Genomic DNA, 20,761 nt, shown 5'->3' with positions numbered 1-20,761 from the left:
AGATCTCCGACGGGCCGGCGAGCTGATCGATACCGACCGGCCCGAACACCTGCCTCTTGGCCTCGTTGACGAAGGCATTGCCGGGCCCGACGATCTTGTTGACGGCCGGCACGCTCTCGGTGCCGTAAGCCATGGCCGCAATGGCCTGGGCGCCGCCGATCTTGAAGATGCGATCGGCACCCGACAGGTGGCAGCCCGCAATCATGGCCTGATGGGCATTGGGCGGCAGGCAGGCGATCACCTCGTCGACGCCCGCGACCTTGGCGGGCACGATGGTCATGATCGGCGCGGAGAGCAGCGGATAGCGGCCACCCGGCACGTAGCAGCCGACGCGCTGGATCGGGATGACGCGGTGGCCCATATGAACGCCGGGCAGGGTTTCGACCTCCAGCGGCAGGATGGTCGCCAATTGCGCCTTGGCGAACTTGCGGACGTTCTCGATGGCAAATTCTGTGTCTTTGCGCGTTTGCGGATCGAGCGTCGCCAGCGCCTCCTCGCGTTCGGCCTGGGTCACTTCAAACACCGAAATATCGGATTTGTCGAACTTCACCGAGTATTCGCGGACTGCGGCATCGCCCCTTTTGCGGACATTGGCGATGATTTCGCTGACCAGGGTTTCGACCGGCGCATTGTCGCCGATCGAGGAGCGCTCGGGCGCCTTGAGGTAATGCACGCCGGCAAAGGGGGCGGGATTGGCTTGGGTCATGGCAACTCCGAATGCGAGCCGGCGGCTCTGCTGCAATCTCGGTCCATCGATGCAGGCGCTGGTGGCCACCGCCATATCGAGGAACGCGTTCTAAACGTCCGAAACGTCGAAATTGATCTTGCATACGTATTCAATATTTGCCAGTGTTTTTTGCCGAGCATTGCATTTTGACCCCACAGGACCCCAGCGCCCACCATGTCGCGCCGATTTCCCATAAAAACTCCCCAGTCTGCAGGCGTTTCGTGACCCAAGACCTGCCCTTGCTGCTGCTCGCCGGCACGCTTTGCGACGCACGGCTGTTTGCCCCGCTGATGCAGCAACTGGACCGACCCGACATGCAGGTCATCGTTATGACGGGCGCGACCACGGCGGCCGAGATGGCGCAGCGCATTCTGGCCGAGGCGCCGAAGCGGTTTTCGCTGGCGGGATTTTCCCTGGGCGGCATTGTGGCGCTGGAAATGATCGCGCAGGCGCCTGAGCGCATAGCGCGGCTGGCACTGATCGATACCACGCCACGGCCGGACCTGCCGGGCAATGCCGAAATACGGCGCGCCGCGGTGGCTAAAGCGCGGGCCGAGGGCCTCGATAGTTACGTGCTGGACGGCTGGCCAACGCAGGTGGCCCCGGCCAATCAGGACGATTATGCCTTGCGCCAGACGGTGCTGGCGATGGCCCGCGATGCGGGGGCGGAGGTGCTGGCCGCCCAGTCCGAACTGGCCATCGAGCGCGCAGATAGCCGGCCACGCCTTGGCGCAATCAACGTTCCAACCCTGATCCTGGCCGGCGAGCACGACGGCATCTGCCCGCGCCCGGCGCAGGAAGAACTGGCGACCGGCATTTCCGGCGCCCGGTTTTTTACCATTCCCGATGCCGGGCACTTCGCCCCGCTTGAAAATCCTGCCGCCATGGCGCGTCATATGCGCGAATGGCTGCAGCAGACCGATAGTTTTTCACCCAATCAGACTTTGCAGACAGGAGCCACGATGAGCCCGACCGAAACCCACAAGCATGCCAATGGCGGCTCAGCGATCGCCCAGACCGAAGCGGTATTGCAGGTGGAACGCCGCGACTATCCGGAACTGGCTCCCACCAATCGCGCCCGTGTCCAATCGATGGATGGTTTCGACGACATCTATACCGACATCGTCGATTACATCGTGCGCTGCACCCACAAGATCTGGGACGAACGCGATATCGGGCTGATCTACACCCACTACACCCATAATTGCGTGCTCTATGGCACCACCGGCACGATCTACAACCGTGAAGATGTCGTCCGCGACACCATCCAGCGGCTGGTATCCTTCCCCGAACGCCGCGGCATGGCCACCCAGGTGATCTGGAACGGCAATGATGTGGACGGGTTCTATACCTCGCATCTGGTGACCGGTTCGGGCCGCCACACTCAATATGGGCATCTGGGCCAGCCGACCGGCAAGCCGTTCGTCTCACGCACCATTGCCGACTGCATGATTTTTAAAAACAAGATCTATCGCGAATGGGTCGTCGCCGATCAGATGGCAATCATCAAGCAGTTGGGGCTTGATCCCAACCATTTCGCCGCACGCACCGCCAAGTCCAAGTTCGACGCTGGGCTGATCTCGCTCGATATTGGAGAAAACCGCCGCTTCCTGGGCCAGACCCCGCCGCCCGAAAAGGCCGATACCTCGCTGGCGCATAACGACATCGAAGTGCAGACGCTGGAAATGCTGCACGAGGTGTTCACCAAGCGCATGTTTGGCAAGATCGCCGAAGTCTATGCGCCCACGGCGCAATATCACGGCCCTCTGATGAAGGAGCTCTATGGCGTCGCCGCCATCATCCACCAGCATCTGGGGCTGATCGGTTCGATCCCCGACGCCTCGTTCGAGCCGCAATATGTCTCGTCGAACCCCAGCGAAGAGGGCGGCACCAAGGTTGCGGTGCGCTGGATCATGGAAGGCCACCATCTCGGCTACGGCATCCTGGGCGAGCTGGGCGATCCAACGGGCAAACGCCTGCAGGTGATGGGCATGTCCCACTATCACTGGAAAGACGGCAAGATCGTCGATGAATGGAACGTCTATGACGAATTGAGCCTGTTGACCCAGATCAAGCTGGCGCAGCTCGGTGACGGAGCGGCCTGACCTGCATTCCGTGTGGCTGTCTGAAAGGCAGCCACCGACCAGGCACGCTTCAGTTCGATCTGCCTGCCGCCGATTATTGCCACCGTCCACGACCGTGACAGATTGCGCCTGTACAAGCCGGTCGCCATTGTGAACACTGGCGCAAACACACGCGCTAAGCGCGAACGAGGAGACTGGCAATGAATGTGCTTTTCATCGGCGGCACGGGACAGATTTCCTATCCGTGCGTCGAGCGGGCCGTGGCCCAGGGGCATGCGGTGACGGTGTATAATCGCGGCAAGCGGCCGGACGAGCTACCGGCTGGCGTCACCTCCATCGTGGGCGACCTGACCTCGCCGGACTATGCCGATCTGGCCAAGGCCAATTATGACGTGGTGTGCCAGTTCATCGTGTTCACGCCGGACCAGATGGCGCGCGACATCGAGGTATTTGCCGGCCATTGCGGCCAATACATCTTCATCTCCTCGGCCTCCGTCTACGAGAAGCCGGCACGCCATTATGTGATCACCGAAAACACTCCGGCGATTAACCCATACTGGCCCTATAGCCAGGCCAAGATCGCCTGCGAAAACCTGCTCATCGCGTCCAGCAACCTGGCCTGGACCATTGTACGTCCGAGCCACACGGTGCGCACGGGCCTGCCCATCATGATGGGCGACAGCGATGTCATGGCGCGACGCATGCTGGATGGCGAGCCCACCATCGTCGCCGGCGACGGCAATACCCCCTGGACGCTGACGCGATCGGTCGATCTCGCGGTGCCCTTCGTGGGCCTGTTCGGCAAGCCGGCGGCCCTCCACGATACGTTCCACATCACCAATGACCGCGCCCATATCTGGAACGATATCCAGACGGCCATTGGCCGGCTGCTTGGTGTCGAAGCCAAGATCGTTCATGTCCCCACCGACACCCTGGTTCGCTATAATCCGGAGTGGATTGGCCCCCTGACCGGCGACAAGGCCTGGACGGCGATCTTCGACAATTCCAAGGTCAAGAGCGTTGCCGGCGACTTCACCTGCGCGCAGAGCCTCGACGAAATCCTGGCCGAACCGATCGCGCATCTGAAGCAGCGCCTCGCCACCAACCGCCCGCCAAAGGGCGAGTTTGACGCCCTTGTCGACCGCATCTGCGCGGCCCAGTCCGCATTAGGGTAGGCGCGCTAAGGCTGCGAGCGGGTTTGCTCTATCACCTCGGCAATCCGCTCGAAGACGGGGCTAAGGGGATTGGCGGCGCGCCACACCAGCGAGAGCATCCGGCTCGGTCCCGGCAGCGCGATGGCGTGGATAGCGATGCGCGCGTCAGCCTCCTTGCGAAGGGCAATCTGGGGTAGCAGCGTCACGCCCTGCCCATTGGCTACGAACTCCACGATGGTCGACAGCGATGTCGCCGCAAACGCGCGAGCGGTGGGATGCCGGTCCAACCGGCACGCCGCGATGGTCTGATCGCGGAAACAGTGACCCTCATCGAGCAGCAGGATGCGCTCGGGCGCCAACTGGTCCAACTGCACCGGACCATCGAACGCTTCCCCAAGGCTGGTGGCCAGCACAAACGAATCCCGGAACAGCGCGCGGCTGACCAGTTTAGGGCCGTTATCGGGCGGGTCGGTGCCGATCAGGGCGATATCGAGACTGCCATCGGCCAGGCCGGTAATCAGAGCCTCGGTCCGGTTCTCGCTGATGGTGAAATTGAGCGTCGGCATGCCGCTGGTCAGCGCCGGAAAAATCTCGGGCAACAGATAGGGTGCAACAGTGGGAATGAGCCCGAACCGGAGTGCCCGGTCCAGGCTGCCGCCATGACCAAGCGCGAAGGCATCAAGGGCCTCCGCGCTTTCTATCGTCGCCTGCGCCATTTCAACGAAGCGGCGCCCGAACGGCGTCAGTTGAATACCGCTCTTGAGCCGGTCGAAGAGCGGCGTTCCACACAAATCTTCCAGCGCCGAAATCTGCTGGGACAGCGCCGGTTGGGACACGGCGCACGCTTCGGCAGCGCGGCCAAAATGGGCATGGCGGGCGAGTGCCGCGGCATAGCGCATCTGCTTGAGGGAGATCGGCATTATAATTTCATCCTATCGACATGCCAAGATTTATCGATTGGCCTAATGGAAGTCACGCTCCTATAACCGCCCCAGCAGCAGCAATAGGAGCCCCCATGAGCGATCCCCACGCCCCCAATCCGCATGACACCACGAGCACCGGCGCCGGCGAGTGCCCGGTCGATCACAGCGGCAAGGGTGGAAAGCCGCCCAAAGCCCGCCATGGCAATGGCGATTGGTGGCCCAAGCAGCTCGATATCGGCATGCTGCACCGCAATTCGTCCCTGTCCGACCCGCTGGGCGCGGAGTTCGACTATGCCGAGGCGTTCAAGACGCTCGATCTGGCAGCGGTCAAGGCCGACCTGACCGCCCTGATGACCGATTCGCAGGATTGGTGGCCCGCCGACTTCGGCCATTATGGTGGCCTGTTCATCCGCATGGCCTGGCACAGCGCCGGCACCTATCGCATCACCGACGGCCGCGGCGGCGCCGGACAGGGGCAGCAGCGTTTCGCACCGCTCAATTCCTGGCCCGACAATGCCAGCCTCGACAAGGCCCGCCGCCTGATCTGGCCGATCAAGCAGAAATACGGCAATGCGATTTCCTGGGCTGATCTGATGATCCTGACCGGCAATGTCGCGCTCGAATCCATGGGCTTCAAGACCTTCGGCTTTGCCGGTGGCCGCGCCGACGTGTGGGAGCCCGAAGAGCTGTTCTGGGGTCCCGAAGGCACCTGGCTGGGTGACGAGCGCTATTCGGGCGAGCGTGAGCTGAGCGAGCCGCTGGGCGCCGTGCAGATGGGCCTGATCTATGTGAACCCGGAAGGCCCGAACGGCAATCCGGACCCACTGGCCTCGGCTCGCGACATTCGCGAGACCTTCCGCCGCATGGCGATGGACGACGAGGAAACCGTGGCGCTGATCGCCGGCGGCCATACCTTCGGTAAGACCCATGGCGCGGGCGACCCGTCGCTGATCGCTGCCGAACCGGAAGGCGCGGACCTCGAAGACCAGGGCCTGGGCTGGAAGAGCAAGCATGGCACGGGTATTGGCCCCGACGCCATCACCTCGGGCCTCGAGGTCACCTGGACGCAGACCCCGACGCGCTGGAGCAATTTCTTCTTCGAGAACCTGTTCAACTATGAGTGGGAACTTTCGGCCAGCCCGAACGGCGCCAAGCAGTGGGTGGCCAAGACCGACGATGCGGTGATCCCCGACGCTTTCGTCGCTGGCAGGAAGCATCGCCCCACTATGCTCACTTCCGACCTGGCACTGCGGTTCGACCCGGCCTATGGGCCGATCTCGCGCCGCTTCTTCGAAAACCCGGACCAGTTCGCCGATGCCTTCGCCCGCGCCTGGTTCAAACTGACCCACCGCGATATGGGCCCGAAGGTGCGCTATCTCGGCGCCGAAGTGCCGAACGAGGACCTGATCTGGCAGGACGTGATCCCGGCCGTCGATCACGAGCTGGTCAATGATGCCGATATCGCCGCGCTCAAGGGCCAGATCGCCGCGTCGGGCCTGACGGTTTCTGAACTTGTCTCCACCGCCTGGGCTTCGGCTGCCACCTATCGCGGCTCCGACAAGCGCGGCGGCGCCAATGGCGCCCGCATCCGCCTCGCCCCGCAAAAGGATTGGGCGGTCAACCAGCCCGCTCAACTCGCCAAGGTGCTGGCCAAGCTCGAAGCCATCAAGACCGCATTCGGCAAGACGGTGTCGCTCGCCGACCTGATTGTCCTCGCCGGTGGCGTGGGCATTGAGCAGGCCGCCACGGCCGCCGGGCGGGATGTGGTGGTGCCGTTCACGCCAGGCCGCATGGACGCGTCGCAGGATCAAACCGACAGTGTGTCCTTCGGCGCCCTCGAGCCGCGTGCCGATGGTTTCCGCAACCACTACAGCCCGCGCGCCTTCATGGAGCCCGAGGAATCCCTGGTCGACAAGGCCCAACTGCTGCGCCTGACCGGGCCGGAAATGACCGTGCTGGTGGGTGGCCTCCGCGTGCTGAAGGCGGGTGCCAGCGAGCATGGCGTGTTCACCACCCGGCCGGAAACCCTGACCAATGACTTCTTCCTCAACCTCTTGGACATGGCCACGGTGTGGTCGCCCAAGGCCGGCGAGCAAGGCGTCTACGAGGGGCGCGATCGCAAGAGCGGCGAGCTGCGCTGGACCGGCACTCGTGTCGATCTGATCTTCGGCTCGCATTCGCAACTGCGCGCCTTGGCCGAAATCTACGGCCAGTCGGACGCATCGGCCAAGTTCACCAAGGACTTCGTTGCCGCCTGGGTCAAGGTGATGAACGCCGACCGGTTCGACCTGCGCTAGCGCCTGCCCGGCGAGTTCGCCGGGCCATGATTGTTCAGACGCCGCGAGGGTCTCGCGGCGTCGCTTTGAAATCGAATTACCGCGTTTGCGGATGCATTTCCCATTACTCGGCCGGTTGAGGTTGTCCGTCCGCGACGGCCTCAGTCTGCTTTTCGCAGAGGCTGCTCTGGCCGAGAGCCACGGTCAGGACGGTTGCCGCACCCGCCGCAACAGAGACCCAGAAGCCGTTCTGTGCGCCGTAGGTGTCGACGACCCAGCCCGACACGAGTGAGCCCAGAGCCATGCCGATACCGACGCCGGTCATCACCCAGGTAACGCCTTCGGTCAGCATGGACTCCGGAACCCGCCGCTCGATCAGGCCGAAGGCGGTGATGAAGGTCGGCGAGATGGCGACACCGCTAAAGAAGATGGCTACCGCTAGAAGCGTGACGGAGCTACCGGCAATCACCAACGGCAGGGCAGTCAGGGCGACAACACTGACAGCGATCAGCATCTGGCGCCGGAGAGGCATTTTTGGATTGATCGCGCCGAGGACGAGGCCGAGCACAAACGATCCGACCGCGTACACGCCGATGACGACACTGGCCGCACCCGGCTGGTCGAGTTCATTCGTGATGGCGACCGACGTCACTTCCGCCGTGGCGAATATCGCCCCTACGAAGACCAGTGCCAGCGTGATGATCTGAACCGGCCGCAGCCAGATAGCCGAGCGCCGCGGGGCATTATGGTCAAGCGCCCGCACTTTTGGCTCGCTCGACCGCTGCAGCAGAAACGCAGCCGTGCCAAAGGCCAGGAAGGCCACGGCGGCGAGCATGCCGGCCTCCGGGAAGAGTGACACGGACAGGGCGACCGAGAGTGAGGCGCCCGCGATGTAGATCAGCTCGTCGGCGCTCGACTCAAAGGCGAAGGCGGTGTTGATCTCCGGCCGATCGCGGAACATTTCGCTCCAACGGGCACGAACCATTGCCGATATGCTGGGCATCGTCGCGGCGGCCAATGCGGACACGAACAGCGTCCAGACCGGCCAGCTCTGGTTCACAGCCGCAATCAGCACCAGAAAGGCGGCGACCGACACGAGCGCCGCTGGCGCGACGACCGCAGTCTGGCCGAAGCGGTCGACCAGGCGGGACAATTGCGGCGAAACAAACGCGTTTGCCAGCGCGAACGTGGCCGAAACGGCACCAGCCAGCCAGTACTCGCCGTAAGTCTGGGACAGCATGGTGATGATACCGATTGGCGCCATCGCAACGGGCAGGCGTGCGATGAACGCGGCCGCCGAAAAGCCCTTGGCGCCCGGCGTCCTGAATATTTCCGCATAGGGATTTGACATTTGGAAGCTCCTTGAACAGCAGCGCATGTCACGCATATACTCAACGTATGTGAGTGAGGTAATCACATACGTTTCGTATGTCAATTCAAATACGAAGCGTATGTGAGCGTGGAGTGCATGATGCGAAAGACGCGCCAGGAGATGATTGCGGAGACCCGCGCCAAGCTGATCGCCGCGGCCCGTCACACCTTCGGCACCGTCGGCTACGCCGAGTCGAACATGGATGAGTTCACCGCCGAGGTGGGACTGACCCGGGGCGCCCTCTACCATCACTTTGGTGACAAGCAGGGCTTGCTGCGGGCGGTGATCGAGGAAATCGATGCCGAGATGACGGCGCGCCTGAAGGAGATTTCGGGACGTGCGCCCACGCGCTGGCAAGGCGTTGTCGATGAGTGGATCGGCTATATCCAGATGGCGCTCGAGCCTGAGATCCAGCGGATCATGTTCCGTGATGCCCCGGCAGTTCTGGGGGACATTTCGCAGTGGCCGAACACCAATGGTTGCGTCATGGCCCTGAAGGAAAGCCTGGATGAGCTCAAGGCCGATGGGGTGCTGGTAGACGTCGACACGGAGGGCGCGGCGCGCCTGATCAACGGCGCCAGCAGCCACGCGGCCACCTGGATTGCCAGCTCCGACAATCCCGAGCAAACCTCCATTACGGCCGTGGCCAGCTTTCGCACCCTGCTTGAAGGCCTTCGGTTGCGCTGAATCCCCCATGGTTCAAGGCCGGCGTCTTGGCTGGCGCCAAGTCGCTGGCTCTGCCTTCGCCGGCCGTCATCGAAGATGACTACAAGAGAGAGGGTTCCGTTTTGAGGGCCGGCCTCTCGAGGCGCTGCAGCCACGCGACGCCGCTGGCAGCCACTCGTACCAATTATCCTGGGTAGGTCCAATACGGGCCTTGGTGGGGCGAAGTTCGGAAATGCTGCGAACTGATTTCGAACGCCTGCCCGTCGCTCGACGGTGTTCTGCCACCAGGTAATTTTGGCTCGTCATCGGTGGTGAACCAGAACACGATCGTTGCCAGCCGCAAGCGGATCTGGCTGCTTCAGGGAGGGCATGCGACGAGACGCCGGGTACATTTTCATGGGCACGGACCAGCGCCGCAACGTGGTTTACCGAACCTTAAGTGCCGGGGCCGTACTCAGATTCCCAAGGCCTATCCTTCGCTGTGAACGGTCATTCTCCAACCAGAAAGACCAACAGTGTCAGCCCTCCTTACCGGTAGCATCGCCCGTCGCCTTTACAGCCTCATCGCCGTTTTTGCGGTCGGCTTTGCGGGGGTGCTGGCGTTCCAGCTTTATACGCTGCGTTCCAATCTCGATGATTTCAAACGCACCGAATTGCAGAGCGTGGTGCAAGGGGCCGTCAGCATTGCGCAGAACTATTACGATCGCGCGCAAGCTGGCGAGTTCACTGAAGACGAGGCCAAGAAACTGGCTTTGGCGTCGCTGCGCGGGTTCCGTTACCAGGGCAAGGAGTATGTCTTCATCGACACCGTCGACATGGTGATGCTGATGCATCCCACCAAGCCGGAGAAGGAAGGCAATGACCGCTCGATCGAAGCAGATGGCCGCGGTAAGCTCTACATGAAAGAGATGATCACCAATGCGGTGGCCAACGGCTCGGCATACGAGACCTATCTGTTCAAGGATCCCAAGGGCGGCGAATTCGACAAGGTCAGCTATTCCGAAGTTTTTCGTCCCTGGGGCTGGAATATCGCCTCGGGCGTGCTGCTGACCCAGGTCGATGCCATCTTCATGACCGCGGCTCTGACCAGCGGCGCCATCGCGCTGGGGGTGACGCTGTTGCTGCTGCTGATCGGCGTGTTGATCGCGCGCAGCATCAGTCGGCCGATCGCCGGGCTCAATGCCAACATGGCGGCGCTGGCCCAAAATAACTTCGATATCGAGCTGAAGGGACAAAACCGCAAGGACGAGATCGGCGACATGGCGCGGGCCGTGGAAGTATTCCGCGAGAACGGGCTCAAGATCAGCCAGATGACCGAAGCGGAAGCGACCCGTGTCATTGCCGATCAGGCGGAACGTCAGCGCATGATGGCTGAACTGCAACGCGCTTTCGGACAGGTGGTGGATGCCGCTATCGCCGGCGATTTCAGCAAGCGGGTTGATACCGAATTCCCCGATCCCGAGCTCAACGGCCTCGCCGGCAGCGTCAACAATCTGGTCACTACGGTCGATCGCGGCATCGCCGATGTTGGGCAGGTGCTGACGGCATTGGCCAATACCGACCTAACGCGACGCATGACTGGCGACTATGCCGGGGCCTTCGCCAAGCTGAAGACCGACGCCAACGGTGTGGCCGATACGCTGACCGATATCATTGGCAGGCTCAAGGGCACCTCTGGAACGCTGAAGACCGCGACGGGTGAAATTCTGGCCGGGGCCAATGACCTCAGCGAGCGCACCACGCGGCAAGCGGCGGCGATCGAGGAAACGTCGGCGGCCATGGAGCAACTCGCCTCGACGGTGCTGGCCAGCGCCACCAAGGCTCAGGCCGCTAGCGTCCAGGCCAAGTCGGTATCGCGGACGGCCGAAGACAGCGGCGCGGTGATGGGCCAGGCAACCGAAGCGATGGATCGCATCACGGCCTCGTCCAGCAAGATTTCCAACATCATCGGGCTGATTGACGATATCGCCTTCCAGACCAATCTTTTGGCGCTGAACGCCTCGGTGGAAGCCGCTCGGGCAGGGGATGCGGGCAAGGGGTTTGCGGTGGTCGCCGTGGAAGTGCGGCGGCTCGCGCAATCGGCAGCGTCCGCATCGGCAGACGTCAAGATTTTGATCGAACAGTCGGCCAACGAGGTCAAGGGCGGTTCGCGTCTGGTCTCGGACGCCGCCAGCAAGCTGCACGGCATGCTCGACGACATCCGCGAAAACACCGCGGCGCTGGAGTCGATCTCACAGGAGAGCCACGAGCAGGCTTCGGCGATCCGTGAGGTCAATGTCGCTATGCAGCAGATGGACGAAATGACCCAGCATAATGCGGCGCTGGTCGAGCAAACCAATGCAGCGATTGAACAGACCGAGGCGCAGGCCAACGAGCTCGACAATATCATTGACGTGTTCACGACCGGGGATGTGCCGCGCTCACTTGGGTCCCACACGGCACCCGTCGTGGTCGTGCCGTCGAAATCACGGCCATCGCGCGCCTATCTGACCCAAGGCAATGCGGCGATAGCGCAGGATTGGAACGAATTCTAGGTGCGGCGGCATTGCCGAAGCCCCATTGCCTTCACCCACCTAAGCGCGGCTGCATAGCGGCTGCGGGACTTCCCCGACGTTTCCGATATCGATCAAGGTCGCCAAGCCCTGCCCAATTCCCACCCACTGCCAACGCCGGTAGCGCACTTTGGAGCGTAGGTTTAGTCGAGTTCAGTCTCGGCACGAGTGCACATTGAAAAACGTCAGTCTTTTCAACTGCATAGCTTATTTTGAAATGGGAAGTGGAGCGGGTGAAGGGAATCGAACCCTCGTCGTAAGCTTGGGAAGCTTCTGCTCTGCCATTGAGCTACACCCGCAATCGCCTCTTGATGCGTCAAATGGGGCAGGGCGTCAAGCGCGACGCGATGGCTTGCACGATCAATGCGCTTGATAGACGCGATCCTGCGCCGTTCGATCGGATATCCGCGTCGGCCCCGGGCCCTCGCCCCCGGCTCGTCCTCGCCGGTCTGAGCTGCTCCATACCCCATTGTGGGGGGATGACGGGTAGTAAACTTTGCTGAACCATTCGCTCCAGACAGCAGGACCGGGGGCGGTCCGGAGGGAGCATCGATCATGAACCGCAGGGTTTTCATCGTCGCGGCCATTGCCGCATCCATCGCCATGCCGGCTCTGGCTCAGAACGACGTCTGCCGCGACCAGAACGGCAATGTCGACCAGAACCTGAGCCAGGGCTGGCAGCAGTTTCAGGCCGGCGCCGATCCACAGGCCATGGGGCAATTGACTGGGGTCTGGTACACCGAAATCCCCAACCAGTTCAGTCCCGGCCAGGTTGCCCAGCGCTATACCACCTTTGAGCCCAGCGGCCTGTTCACCACCCAGACCCGCGTCTGCGCCAATGGCCAGATGTGTTCCGATTATCCCGGCCACGGCTTTTGGGCCTCGCAGATGCAGAACGGCGTGCTCGTCACCTTCTCCATCTTATCCGATACCCAGGTGACCAACTACTGCTCCATCACCCAGGCCCAGTTCACCGGCCCCAACACGCTGCGCGACCAGAACGGGCAGGTGCAGCAGCGCGTGCAATAGCGCTACGATCCCGCTGGCAATGCGGGCATGCTGTGCGCCATAATCCCCGCATAGCGAGGGGATGAATTGCCATGCAGCAGCCGAGTTTTGATTTGAGCGGACAAGTCGCCCTGGTGACCGGCGCCGGCCGGGGATTGGGCCGGGCGATTGCCCTGGCATTAGCCAATGCCGGCGCCGACGTGGCGCTGGGCCTGCGCGATATCGCCGCCGATGGTGGCCTGGCCGATGAAATCGCTGGCCTCGGTCGCCGCGCGCTGAAGCTGCAAATGGACGCGGGCAATCTGGATCAATCGCGCGCCGCCATGGACGAAGCCATCGCCAAGCTGGGCCGGATCGATATCCTGGTCAACAATGTCGGCGGCGGTGGCAGCCAGGGCCCGGTTGAGGACTTCACCGAGCAAACCTTTGACGACACCATCGGCATCAATCTCAAGTCCTCGTTCTTCATCGCCCAATATGCCGGCAAGCACATGATCGCCAGGGGCAGCGGCCGCATCATCAATATGAGCTCGCAAGCCGCCTTCGTGGCCCTGCCCGGCGAGGCGATCTACTGCATCGCCAAGGCCGCCGTCTCCCACATGACCAAGTGCATGGCGGTCGAATGGGGTAAATACGGCATCACCGTCAACGCCGTCGCCCCCACCTTCATCGCCACCCCCGGCACTGCACCAGCCCTGGCCGATCCGGTCTTCAAAGCCGATGTCGAAGACCGCATCGCCGCCCTCCACCGCATCGGTGAGCCCCACGAAGTCGCCGGTGCCGTCGTATTCCTCGCCTCGCCCGCCGCCTCGCTGATCACCGGCCAGACCATGCTCATTGATGGCGGCTGGACCGCGCGCTAGGGCAAATACGGCTTGAAATGCTTCGACAATTTCAGCGTCTGCGCCTGATAGTTCGAGCCCAGCGCTGAGCCGTAGAGCCGATCCGGCGGCTCGGCCAGTTTCTCATAAATCAGCCGCCCGATGGTCTGCCCATGCCCGAGCAAAAACGGCACCTCGCGACTGCGCACTTCCAGCACCGCGCGGCTGCCCGTGCCGCCGGCCGCCGAATGCCCAAACCCGGGATCGAAAAACCCCGCATAATGCACCCGGAATTCGCCCACCAGCGGATCGAACGGCACCATTTCGGCCGCATGGGTCGGCGGCACGTGCACCGCCTCGTCACTGACCAGAATGTAGAATTCATCCGGATCGAGGATCAGCTCGTCGCTCCCGCGATTGGTCAGCGGCTCCCAGAAATCCAGCACATCGAGCGCCGCCTTCTTGTCGACATCCACCACCGATGAATGCCGCTTGGAGCGAAATCCGATCAATGCATTGCGATCCGCGCCCTTGAGATCGATCGACAGCGCCACCCCATCGTCCACCGGCCGGTGATCGCCAAACACCAGTGTCTGCTGCCGATGCAGCGCCTGATGTTCCGCCACGGTGAGTTTGGTATCGCCCGACCGGAACCGCATCTGGCTCAGCCGCGACCCGGTGCGCACCAGAATGGGGAACGTGCGCGGGCTGACTTCGAGATACAGCGGCCCATGATAGCCCGCCGGCATCTGGTCGAACCCACGCGCCCGATCACCGATAACGCGGGTGAACACATCCAGCCGGCCGGTCGAACTCTTCGGATTGGCCGAGGCACTCACCGCGTCCGGCAGCGCCAGGCTCTCCTGCAACGGCACCAGATAAACGCAGCCACGCTCCAACACCGCGCCATGCTTGAGGTCGATTTCGTGCAGTTTCAGCGCATCGATCCGCTCTGCCACCGAATGGCTCGGCCCCGGCAAAAAGCTGGAGCGCACCCGGAACGCCGTATCCCCCAGCCGCAGGTCCAGGCTCGCCGGCTGCACCTGGTCCACATCGAATTCGCGCGTCGTGGCGATAGCGCCTTGCTGGCGCAAGACCTCGATGAGCCGCGCCGGAAAAATGCCCTGCGGCCAGGCCTGTTGCGTGCTCATAGCGATCTGTCCCGCATGCCGATGCTTTCCCCTATCAATCCGCGCAATTGACGCCAAGCGACAAATGGAATTACATCCCGATCAGTGGTGATTTGGCCGGTCTGGTTGCAGCCACTTTAAACAAATTGCTAAGAGACCGTTCAACCGGCCGCATGTTTGTGGGCCGGTTTTTTTGTTTGAAGGCATTCCATGTCCAAGGCCGACAACCCCCTCAGCGACCCAAGCAAGCGCGCGCCCGAAACCCAGCTCGTCCATGGCGGCGACAAGCGCACCCCGTTTAATGAGACCTCCGAGGCGCTGTTCCTCACCTCCGGCTACAGCTATCCCAGCTCTAATCACGCCGAACGCCTGTTCAACAACGAGATTCCGGGCGCGCACAATTACTCGCGCTTCGCCAATCCCACCGTCGATATTTTCCAGGAGCGCATGGCGCTGCTCGAAGGCGCCGAGGCTGCGCGCGGTTTCGCCAGCGGCATGGCCGCCGTCACCAATGCGGTGATGAGCCAGGTCAAGGCCGGCGATCATATCGTGGCGGCGCAGGCCCTGTTCGGTGGTTGCCGCTTCGTGGTCGAGGATTTCATGCCGCGCTGGGGCGTGTCCTCGACGCTGGTCGATGGCCGCGATCCCGAAAATTTCGCCCGCGCCATGCAGCCCAACACCAAGGTCGTGTTCATCGAAACGCCGACCAATCCGACCCTCGAACTGGTCGATATCGCCGCCGTCGCCGATATCGCCCACGCCCATGGCGCCAAGCTGATCGTCGACAACGTCTTCGCGACCCCGCTCTACCAGAAGCCCCTGCAGCTCGGCGCCGATCTCGTCACCTATTCGGCCACCAAGCATATCGACGGGCAGGGCAGGGTGCTCGGCGGCGTCGTGCTCGGCAGCAAGGAACTCATTACCGGCGACGTGCATACCCTGCTGCGCCAGACCGGCGCGACCCTCAGCGCCTTTAACGCCTGGGTCCTGCTCAAGGGCCTCGAAACCCTGCCTTTGCGCGTCCGCCAGATGACCGAAAGCGCCGCCAAGATCGCCGATGTCCTGGGCAATCACCCCAAAGTCAATCGCGTCATCTATCCCCATCACAAGTCGCACCCGCAATACGATCTGGCCAAGCGCCAGATGACGGCCGGCTCGACCCTCGTGGCGATCGACGTCAAGGGCGGGCAGGAGGCGGCATTCAAGCTGTCGGACAGTCTGGCGGTCATCCTGATTTCCAACAATCTGGGCGATGCGAAGTCGATCATCACCCACCCCCGCACCACGACGCATCAGCGCCTCACCGAAGAAGTGCGGTTGGAAACCGGCGTGACACCGGGCCTGCTGCGCCTGTCGGTTGGCTTGGAAGCCAGCGAGGATTTGATCGCGGACTTGTTGTACGGCCTGGATCAAATCTAGCCAAGCGGGCGGGGCCCTCTTCACCTCTCCCTTTGGGGGAGAGGTGAAGAGGGCCTTTGCTGGGTGAGGTGCCCGTAGAGGGCCCCCTCACCCGCCCCAAGAGGGTCGACCTCTCCCCCAAAGGGAGAGGTGAAGAGTGCCCTCGCCAACCCCGCCAAACTCGGCCATAAGAACTTTGTTCTCATCCAAGGCAATGGCGTGCGGCCCATGCGTTTGATCGTCGTCCTGATTGGCCTGCTTGCGGGCATGGTGTCAGCATCCGCCCAACCCATCCCCTATCACGCCGATCCCAGCGCCCGCGAAATCCTGCCCAATCTCGCACCCGTCCCAGCCATCCGTTTCCTCACCACCGCCGATTTCCCACCCTTCAATTTCCGCGACGCCGGCGGTGAGCTGATCGGCTTCAATATCGATCTCGCCCGCCGGATTTGCACCGAGGTCAACGTCGCCTGCACCGTACAGGCCTGGCCGTGGGAGCAGGTCTCCAACGCGCTGGCCGACAATCAGGGCGATGCGCTGATCGCCGGGCTCGACATGTCCGCGCAAAACGGCGCCAAGTTCGATTTTTCCAGCATTTACCTGGCTTTGCCCGGCCGCTTCGTCACCCGTGCCAGTGACATCGCCGCCTTTTCGACCGTCGGCCTCAAGGGTAAAACCGTTTCCGTCCGCACCGGCTCGCGCCACGAGGAATTCCTCAAGCGCTATCTGCCTGACGTGAAGATCGCCGGCTTCCCCAGCGAAGTCGAAGCCCTGGCCGCCGTACAGAACAACCAAGCCTCAGCCTTTTTCGGCGACGCCATGCGCGCCTCCTTCTGGCTCAATGAAAACCTGAGCTGCTGTGGCTTCGCCGGCGAACCCTATTTCCGCCCCGACCTGTTCGGCGAAGGCCTCTCCATTGCCGTCCCCGCCGGCCACGACGCCGTCCGCCAAGTCATCGACTGGGCCCTGATCAAGCTCAAGAACAAGGGCACGTTGGACGAACTCTATCTCCGCTGGTTCCCGGTCGGGTTTTACTAGCAGGACAGTCGGGTTTTGCGCACGGGCACGGGCCTTGCTGGGCAGACACCCTCATCCGGCGCTGCGCGCCACCTTCTCCCCGACGGGGAGAAGAATAGAAAGAGCGCCGGCCTCTCAAGATTCCTCTCCCCGTCGGGGAGAGGGTGGCCGAGCGAAGCGGAGGCGGGGTGAGGGTGTCTGCCCCTAGCGACCCAAGCCCCTCACAATTACAGAAATCCTACCCCGGCATCCGCCGATGCCGCGCCCGCGCCGCCGTCTCGATCGCCGCGGTCACCAGCCGGTCCAGATCCATCTTGTCGCGCATCAGTTCCAAAAACCGCAATTCCTCCTGCGTCAATTGCAAATCCACCGCGGTAATCTCCACCACCAGCGAATAGGCCGTGTCCTGCAATTTCCTCGGCAGCGCCGCAATCGCGTCGTCCACCAACTGGTCCAGCCCATCGCCATTCAGCTTGTCGACGCAGTCATTGGCCACGGCTCCGAGCCGGTCCCGATCAAACCCCTCGAACACCGGCAACCGCCCGACCAGCGTTTCGATACGGCGCAACTCCTTGTCGCTCATCGCCTCATCGGAGGAGGCAGCAACGACCATCAACTGGATCAGCGCATCGTGGGCGGCGGTGGACATAAGGCAATTCCCCGTGGATCAAGGCCGATACATAGGCGCACTACGCCATTTGACAAGCGTCCCCAACATTGACGCAAGCCCCCCCAAATGCAACACACCAGCCTTCACCTGACCTCGAAAGGGCTGTCCCTTGTCTGCTCCGCTCCCCGCTCTCGATCCTGCGTTTTTCGACGCTGCCCAAACTGCCCGCGCCTGGCCGTTTGAGGAAGCCAAAAAGCTGGTCGCGCGGATCGAGAAAACCGGCAAGAGCGAGGTCCTGTTCGAGACCGGCTACGGCCCCTCGGGCCTGCCCCATATCGGCACCTTCGGCGAGGTCGCCCGCACCACCATGGTGCGCACGGCGTTCCGCCTGCTGACGCGCGACGAAATCCCCACGCGCCTCTTGGCATTTTCCGATGACATGGACGGCTTCCGCAAGGTGCCGGGCAATGTGCCCAATCAGGAGATGATGGCCAGCTTCCTCGGCAAGCCCCTGACCCGCGTGCCCGATCCGTTCAGCAACGAATATCCCTCGTTCGGCGCGGCCAATAATGCGCGCCTGCGCGCCTTCCTCGACGGCTTCAACTTCAACTACGAATTCGCCTCCTCGACCGATTACTACACCTCTGGCAAGTTCGACGAAGCCCTGCTGCGCATGCTGTCCGTTTATGACGCCGTCATGGACATCATGCTCCCCAGCCTGGGGCCGGACCGCCGCGCTACCTATTCGCCGTTCCTGCCGATCTCCAAGGTCAACGGCAACGTGCTGCAGGTGCCCATGGTCGAGATCAATGCCAAGGCCGGCACGATCGTCTACATCGACCCAGCTGACGGCGAAAAGTACGAGACCACCGTCACCGGCGGCGCCGTCAAGTGCCAGTGGAAGCCCGATTGGGCCCTGCGCTGGTTCGCGCTCGGCGTCGACTACGAAATGGCCGGCAAGGACCTGATCGACAGCGTCAAGCTCGCCAGCCGCATCGTTACCGCGCTCGGCGGCAACCCGCCCGAAGGCTTCAATTACGAGCTGTTCCTCGACGAGGGCGGCCAGAAGATTTCCAAGTCCAAGGGCAATGGCCTGACCATCGACGAGTGGCTGACTTATGCGGCCCCATCGAGCCTGGGCCTCTACATGTTCGGCAAGCCCCGCGCCGCCAAGCGCCTGCATTTCGACGTCATCCCCCGCGCCGTCGACGACTATTACAGCTTTGTCTCCAGCTACCACGCCCAGACCCCGGCCGAGCGGCTGGAAAATCCGGCCTTCCACGTCCACTTCGGCGCCGTGCCGAACCCCGACGTGCCGCTGAGCTTCGCCTTGCTGCTCAACCTCGTCTCGACCGCAAACGCCGAAGACACCACCGTCCTCTGGGGCTTCATCTCGCGCTACCTCAAGGGCGCCACCGCCAAGACCCATCCCGAGATCGATAGCCTCGCCGGCTACGCGGTGCGCTATTTCAACGACAAGGTGAAGCCCACCAAGATCTACCGCGCCCCCACCGATCAGGAACGTGCGGCCCTGCAGGACCTCGCCGACCAGCTCGCCGCCCACGAAGGCTCGGTCGACGCCGAAATGCTGCAGAACCTGGTGTTCGAAGTGGGCAAAGCCCACAATTTCGACCCCCTCCGCGCCTGGTTCGGCGCCATCTACGAAGTCCTCCTCGGCCAGACCCAAGGCCCCCGCTTCGGCTCTTTCATCGCCCTTTATGGCGTCGCCGAAACGCGCAAGCTGATCGACACGGCGCTCGCCGGGAAGCTGCTCAAGGCCGAATAATGTCCGCTAAACAGGCCGGTCATTTACCGCACAGACGGGAGTGGCTGGCTTGGATGGTATCGACAGCCGCCAAGACGGCCTGCGCTCTTTACCGCGCCGAAATTCACACGTCGATTCGCCCCGCCGGCCGCTACGATCCGTGGAAGACCGCTTCGATATTGTAGCCGTCCGGATCTAGGACGAACGCCGCGAAATAGTGTTGGTGATAATGCGGACGCAAGCCGGGAGCACCGTTGTCACGTCCCCCGTTACCCAGAGCTGCCGCGTAAAATGAGATCACCTCTTCGCGGTTCATGGCGGTGAAAGCTATATGCACGCGGGGCTCGTGCGGGGTTCCGCGCGAGATCCAGAAGGCGCCTCCGGGGTCATCGCCCTTTTGCGTCTGGGCCCGGCCAAATCCGATGGCATCCCCCAGGTCTAGCTTCCCACCCATGCCCAATGTGGCCAGAACCGCGTCGTAAAATACCCTGGAGCGCGCCAGATCCGTGACGTTGATTCCCGTGTGATTGATCATTTGCCCCTCGTCACCACCGGCACAGCCAGCCACGGTAATTGCGCCCTACTGGCTCGCCCAGATAATCCGCGCGATCCATTCGATCTCGTTCATCTCCAACATCCGCGGTTCATAGGCGGGGTTGAGCGAATGCAGTTCGATCTGCTTGGCGCTCTGGCGCGCCAGTATCTTGGCCATCACCTCGCCATCGCGCGTTTTGACCACGACCCGATCGCCGCGCCGCACCTGCTGGGTGGGCGACACGACCACCCGGTCGCCCTCGCGATACAGCGGCTCCATCGAATCGCCGTGGATTTCCAGCGCGTAAATCCCGGCCTCGCCCGGCGTCGGCAGCGCAACCTCATCCCAGCCTTGCCCGACCGGAAACCCCGCGCTGTCGAAAAACCCACCGGACCCGGCCTGCGCCAGCCCCAGCAGCGGCACCGTACGCATGCTCGGCGCATCGGAGATTTGCATGAACGCCCCGGTGCCATTGAGAAAACTGTCAAAGCTTTCCCCCGTGGCATCGAGAATTTTGGAAATGCTTTCGGTCGAAGGCCAGCGTTCCCGCCCATCCTTGCTGACGCGCTTGGACACATTGAATGCCGTGGCGTCCAGCCCGGCGAGCTTGGCTAGCGCCGAGACGGAGTGACCCTGCCGCCGCGCCAGTGCGTCGATACCATCCCAAATGGCTCTATGTGACAGCATGACCGGATAATCCGAACAGGAAATCAATCTTATATA

Annotated in this window: 17 protein-coding genes, 1 tRNA gene and 1 riboswitch; of the genes, 10 read left to right on the top strand and 8 right to left on the bottom strand. The window is 62.6% G+C overall.

The window, feature by feature from the left end; genetic code table 11:
- Positions 1 to 706, bottom strand: a 706-nt coding sequence (gene hisD, locus JWP26_RS04810) for a histidinol dehydrogenase (RefSeq protein WP_299724237.1), incomplete at its 3' end; no start/stop codon positions are given.
- Positions 707 to 948: 242 nt separating this feature from the next.
- On the opposite strand from hisD, the gene JWP26_RS04805 reads away from it, so the two are divergent.
- Entirely contained in the window at positions 949 to 2,832 is a 1,884-nt protein-coding gene (locus JWP26_RS04805) for an alpha/beta fold hydrolase (RefSeq protein WP_299724235.1), read from the top strand.
- Between the two features lie 173 nt (positions 2,833 to 3,005).
- Entirely contained in the window at positions 3,006 to 3,986 is a 981-nt protein-coding gene (locus tag JWP26_RS04800; RefSeq protein ID WP_299724247.1) for an SDR family oxidoreductase, read from the top strand.
- A 5-nt stretch (positions 3,987 to 3,991) separates the two neighbouring features.
- Here the strand turns inward: JWP26_RS04800 and JWP26_RS04795 are convergent, their stop codons facing one another.
- Positions 3,992 to 4,885 (bottom strand): hydrogen peroxide-inducible genes activator, encoded by an 894-nt coding sequence (locus tag JWP26_RS04795; RefSeq protein ID WP_299724233.1) that lies wholly within the window; start codon positions 4,883 to 4,885, stop codon positions 3,992 to 3,994.
- 95 nt (positions 4,886 to 4,980) lie between these two features.
- Here JWP26_RS04795 and katG point away from each other — a divergent pair, with 95 nt between their 5' ends.
- The gene (katG, locus tag JWP26_RS04790; protein ID WP_299724231.1) at positions 4,981 to 7,185 is read left to right on the top strand and encodes a catalase/peroxidase HPI; all 2,205 of its coding nucleotides are present in this window, start codon (positions 4,981 to 4,983) and stop codon (positions 7,183 to 7,185) included.
- A 103-nt stretch (positions 7,186 to 7,288) separates the two neighbouring features.
- Here the strand turns inward: katG and JWP26_RS04785 are convergent, their stop codons facing one another.
- Positions 7,289 to 8,515: an MFS transporter gene (locus JWP26_RS04785; RefSeq protein WP_299724229.1), complete on the bottom strand. Its 1,227-nt coding sequence runs from the start codon at positions 8,513 to 8,515 to the stop codon at positions 7,289 to 7,291.
- A 120-nt stretch (positions 8,516 to 8,635) separates the two neighbouring features.
- Between JWP26_RS04785 and JWP26_RS04780 the strand changes: the two genes are divergently transcribed.
- Both JWP26_RS04780 and JWP26_RS04775 read left to right on the top strand, forming a co-directional pair.
- Positions 8,636 to 9,223, top strand: coding sequence for a TetR/AcrR family transcriptional regulator (locus tag JWP26_RS04780; RefSeq protein ID WP_299724227.1), 588 nt, complete (start codon positions 8,636 to 8,638; stop codon positions 9,221 to 9,223).
- 494 nt (positions 9,224 to 9,717) lie between these two features.
- The gene (locus JWP26_RS04775) at positions 9,718 to 11,736 is read left to right on the top strand and encodes a methyl-accepting chemotaxis protein (protein ID WP_299724226.1); all 2,019 of its coding nucleotides are present in this window, start codon (positions 9,718 to 9,720) and stop codon (positions 11,734 to 11,736) included.
- 243 nt (positions 11,737 to 11,979) lie between these two features.
- Here JWP26_RS04775 and JWP26_RS04770 read toward each other — a convergent pair.
- Positions 11,980 to 12,053 (bottom strand) — tRNA-Gly (locus tag JWP26_RS04770).
- Positions 12,054 to 12,309: 256 nt separating this feature from the next.
- On the opposite strand from JWP26_RS04770, the gene JWP26_RS04765 reads away from it, so the two are divergent.
- Both JWP26_RS04765 and JWP26_RS04760 read left to right on the top strand, forming a co-directional pair.
- Complete coding sequence (locus JWP26_RS04765) at positions 12,310 to 12,783, top strand: hypothetical protein (protein ID WP_299724224.1); 474 nt, start codon at positions 12,310 to 12,312, stop codon at positions 12,781 to 12,783.
- Between the two features lie 71 nt (positions 12,784 to 12,854).
- A complete protein-coding gene (locus tag JWP26_RS04760) occupies positions 12,855 to 13,625 on the top strand; it encodes an SDR family oxidoreductase (protein WP_299724222.1) in 771 nt (256 codons plus the stop codon).
- Here JWP26_RS04760 and JWP26_RS04755 read toward each other — a convergent pair.
- Complete coding sequence (locus tag JWP26_RS04755; protein ID WP_299724220.1) at positions 13,622 to 14,734, bottom strand: 2'-deoxycytidine 5'-triphosphate deaminase; 1,113 nt, start codon at positions 14,732 to 14,734, stop codon at positions 13,622 to 13,624. The genes JWP26_RS04760 and JWP26_RS04755 overlap by 4 nt on opposite strands.
- 74 nt (positions 14,735 to 14,808) lie before the next feature.
- Positions 14,809 to 14,886: riboswitch (SAM riboswitch) on the top strand.
- Positions 14,887 to 14,923: 37 nt separating this feature from the next.
- Between JWP26_RS04755 and metZ the strand changes: the two genes are divergently transcribed.
- Positions 14,924 to 16,132, top strand: a complete 1,209-nt coding sequence (gene metZ, locus JWP26_RS04750) for an O-succinylhomoserine sulfhydrylase (RefSeq protein WP_299724218.1) — start codon at positions 14,924 to 14,926, stop codon at positions 16,130 to 16,132.
- A gap of 207 nt (positions 16,133 to 16,339) precedes the next feature.
- Positions 16,340 to 17,149 carry a transporter substrate-binding domain-containing protein gene (locus tag JWP26_RS04745; RefSeq protein ID WP_299724216.1) on the top strand — a complete coding sequence of 270 codons (810 nt, stop codon included), beginning with the start codon at positions 16,340 to 16,342 and terminating at the stop codon, positions 17,147 to 17,149.
- 217 nt (positions 17,150 to 17,366) lie between these two features.
- Here JWP26_RS04745 and JWP26_RS04740 read toward each other — a convergent pair whose 3' ends face one another.
- Positions 17,367 to 17,777, bottom strand: coding sequence for a tellurite resistance TerB family protein (locus JWP26_RS04740; RefSeq protein WP_299724214.1), 411 nt, complete (start codon positions 17,775 to 17,777; stop codon positions 17,367 to 17,369).
- Between the two features lie 130 nt (positions 17,778 to 17,907).
- Between JWP26_RS04740 and JWP26_RS04735 the strand changes: the two genes are divergently transcribed.
- On the top strand, positions 17,908 to 19,524 hold the full coding sequence (locus JWP26_RS04735; protein ID WP_299724212.1) for a lysine--tRNA ligase: 1,617 nt from the start codon (positions 17,908 to 17,910) through the stop codon (positions 19,522 to 19,524).
- A gap of 130 nt (positions 19,525 to 19,654) precedes the next feature.
- Here the strand turns inward: JWP26_RS04735 and JWP26_RS04730 are convergent, their stop codons facing one another.
- Both JWP26_RS04730 and JWP26_RS04725 read right to left on the bottom strand, forming a co-directional pair.
- On the bottom strand, positions 19,655 to 20,038 hold the full coding sequence (locus JWP26_RS04730; protein ID WP_299724210.1) for a VOC family protein: 384 nt from the start codon (positions 20,036 to 20,038) through the stop codon (positions 19,655 to 19,657).
- A gap of 45 nt (positions 20,039 to 20,083) precedes the next feature.
- Positions 20,084 to 20,725 carry a helix-turn-helix transcriptional regulator gene (locus tag JWP26_RS04725; RefSeq protein WP_299724208.1) on the bottom strand — a complete coding sequence of 214 codons (642 nt, stop codon included), beginning with the start codon at positions 20,723 to 20,725 and terminating at the stop codon, positions 20,084 to 20,086.
- Positions 20,726 to 20,761 lie beyond the last annotated feature (36 nt).

The organism is Devosia sp. (genome assembly GCF_028290435.1).
Lineage (GTDB): Bacteria > Pseudomonadota > Alphaproteobacteria > Rhizobiales > Devosiaceae > Devosia.
This window is presented reverse-complemented; position numbering and strand designations above follow the sequence as displayed.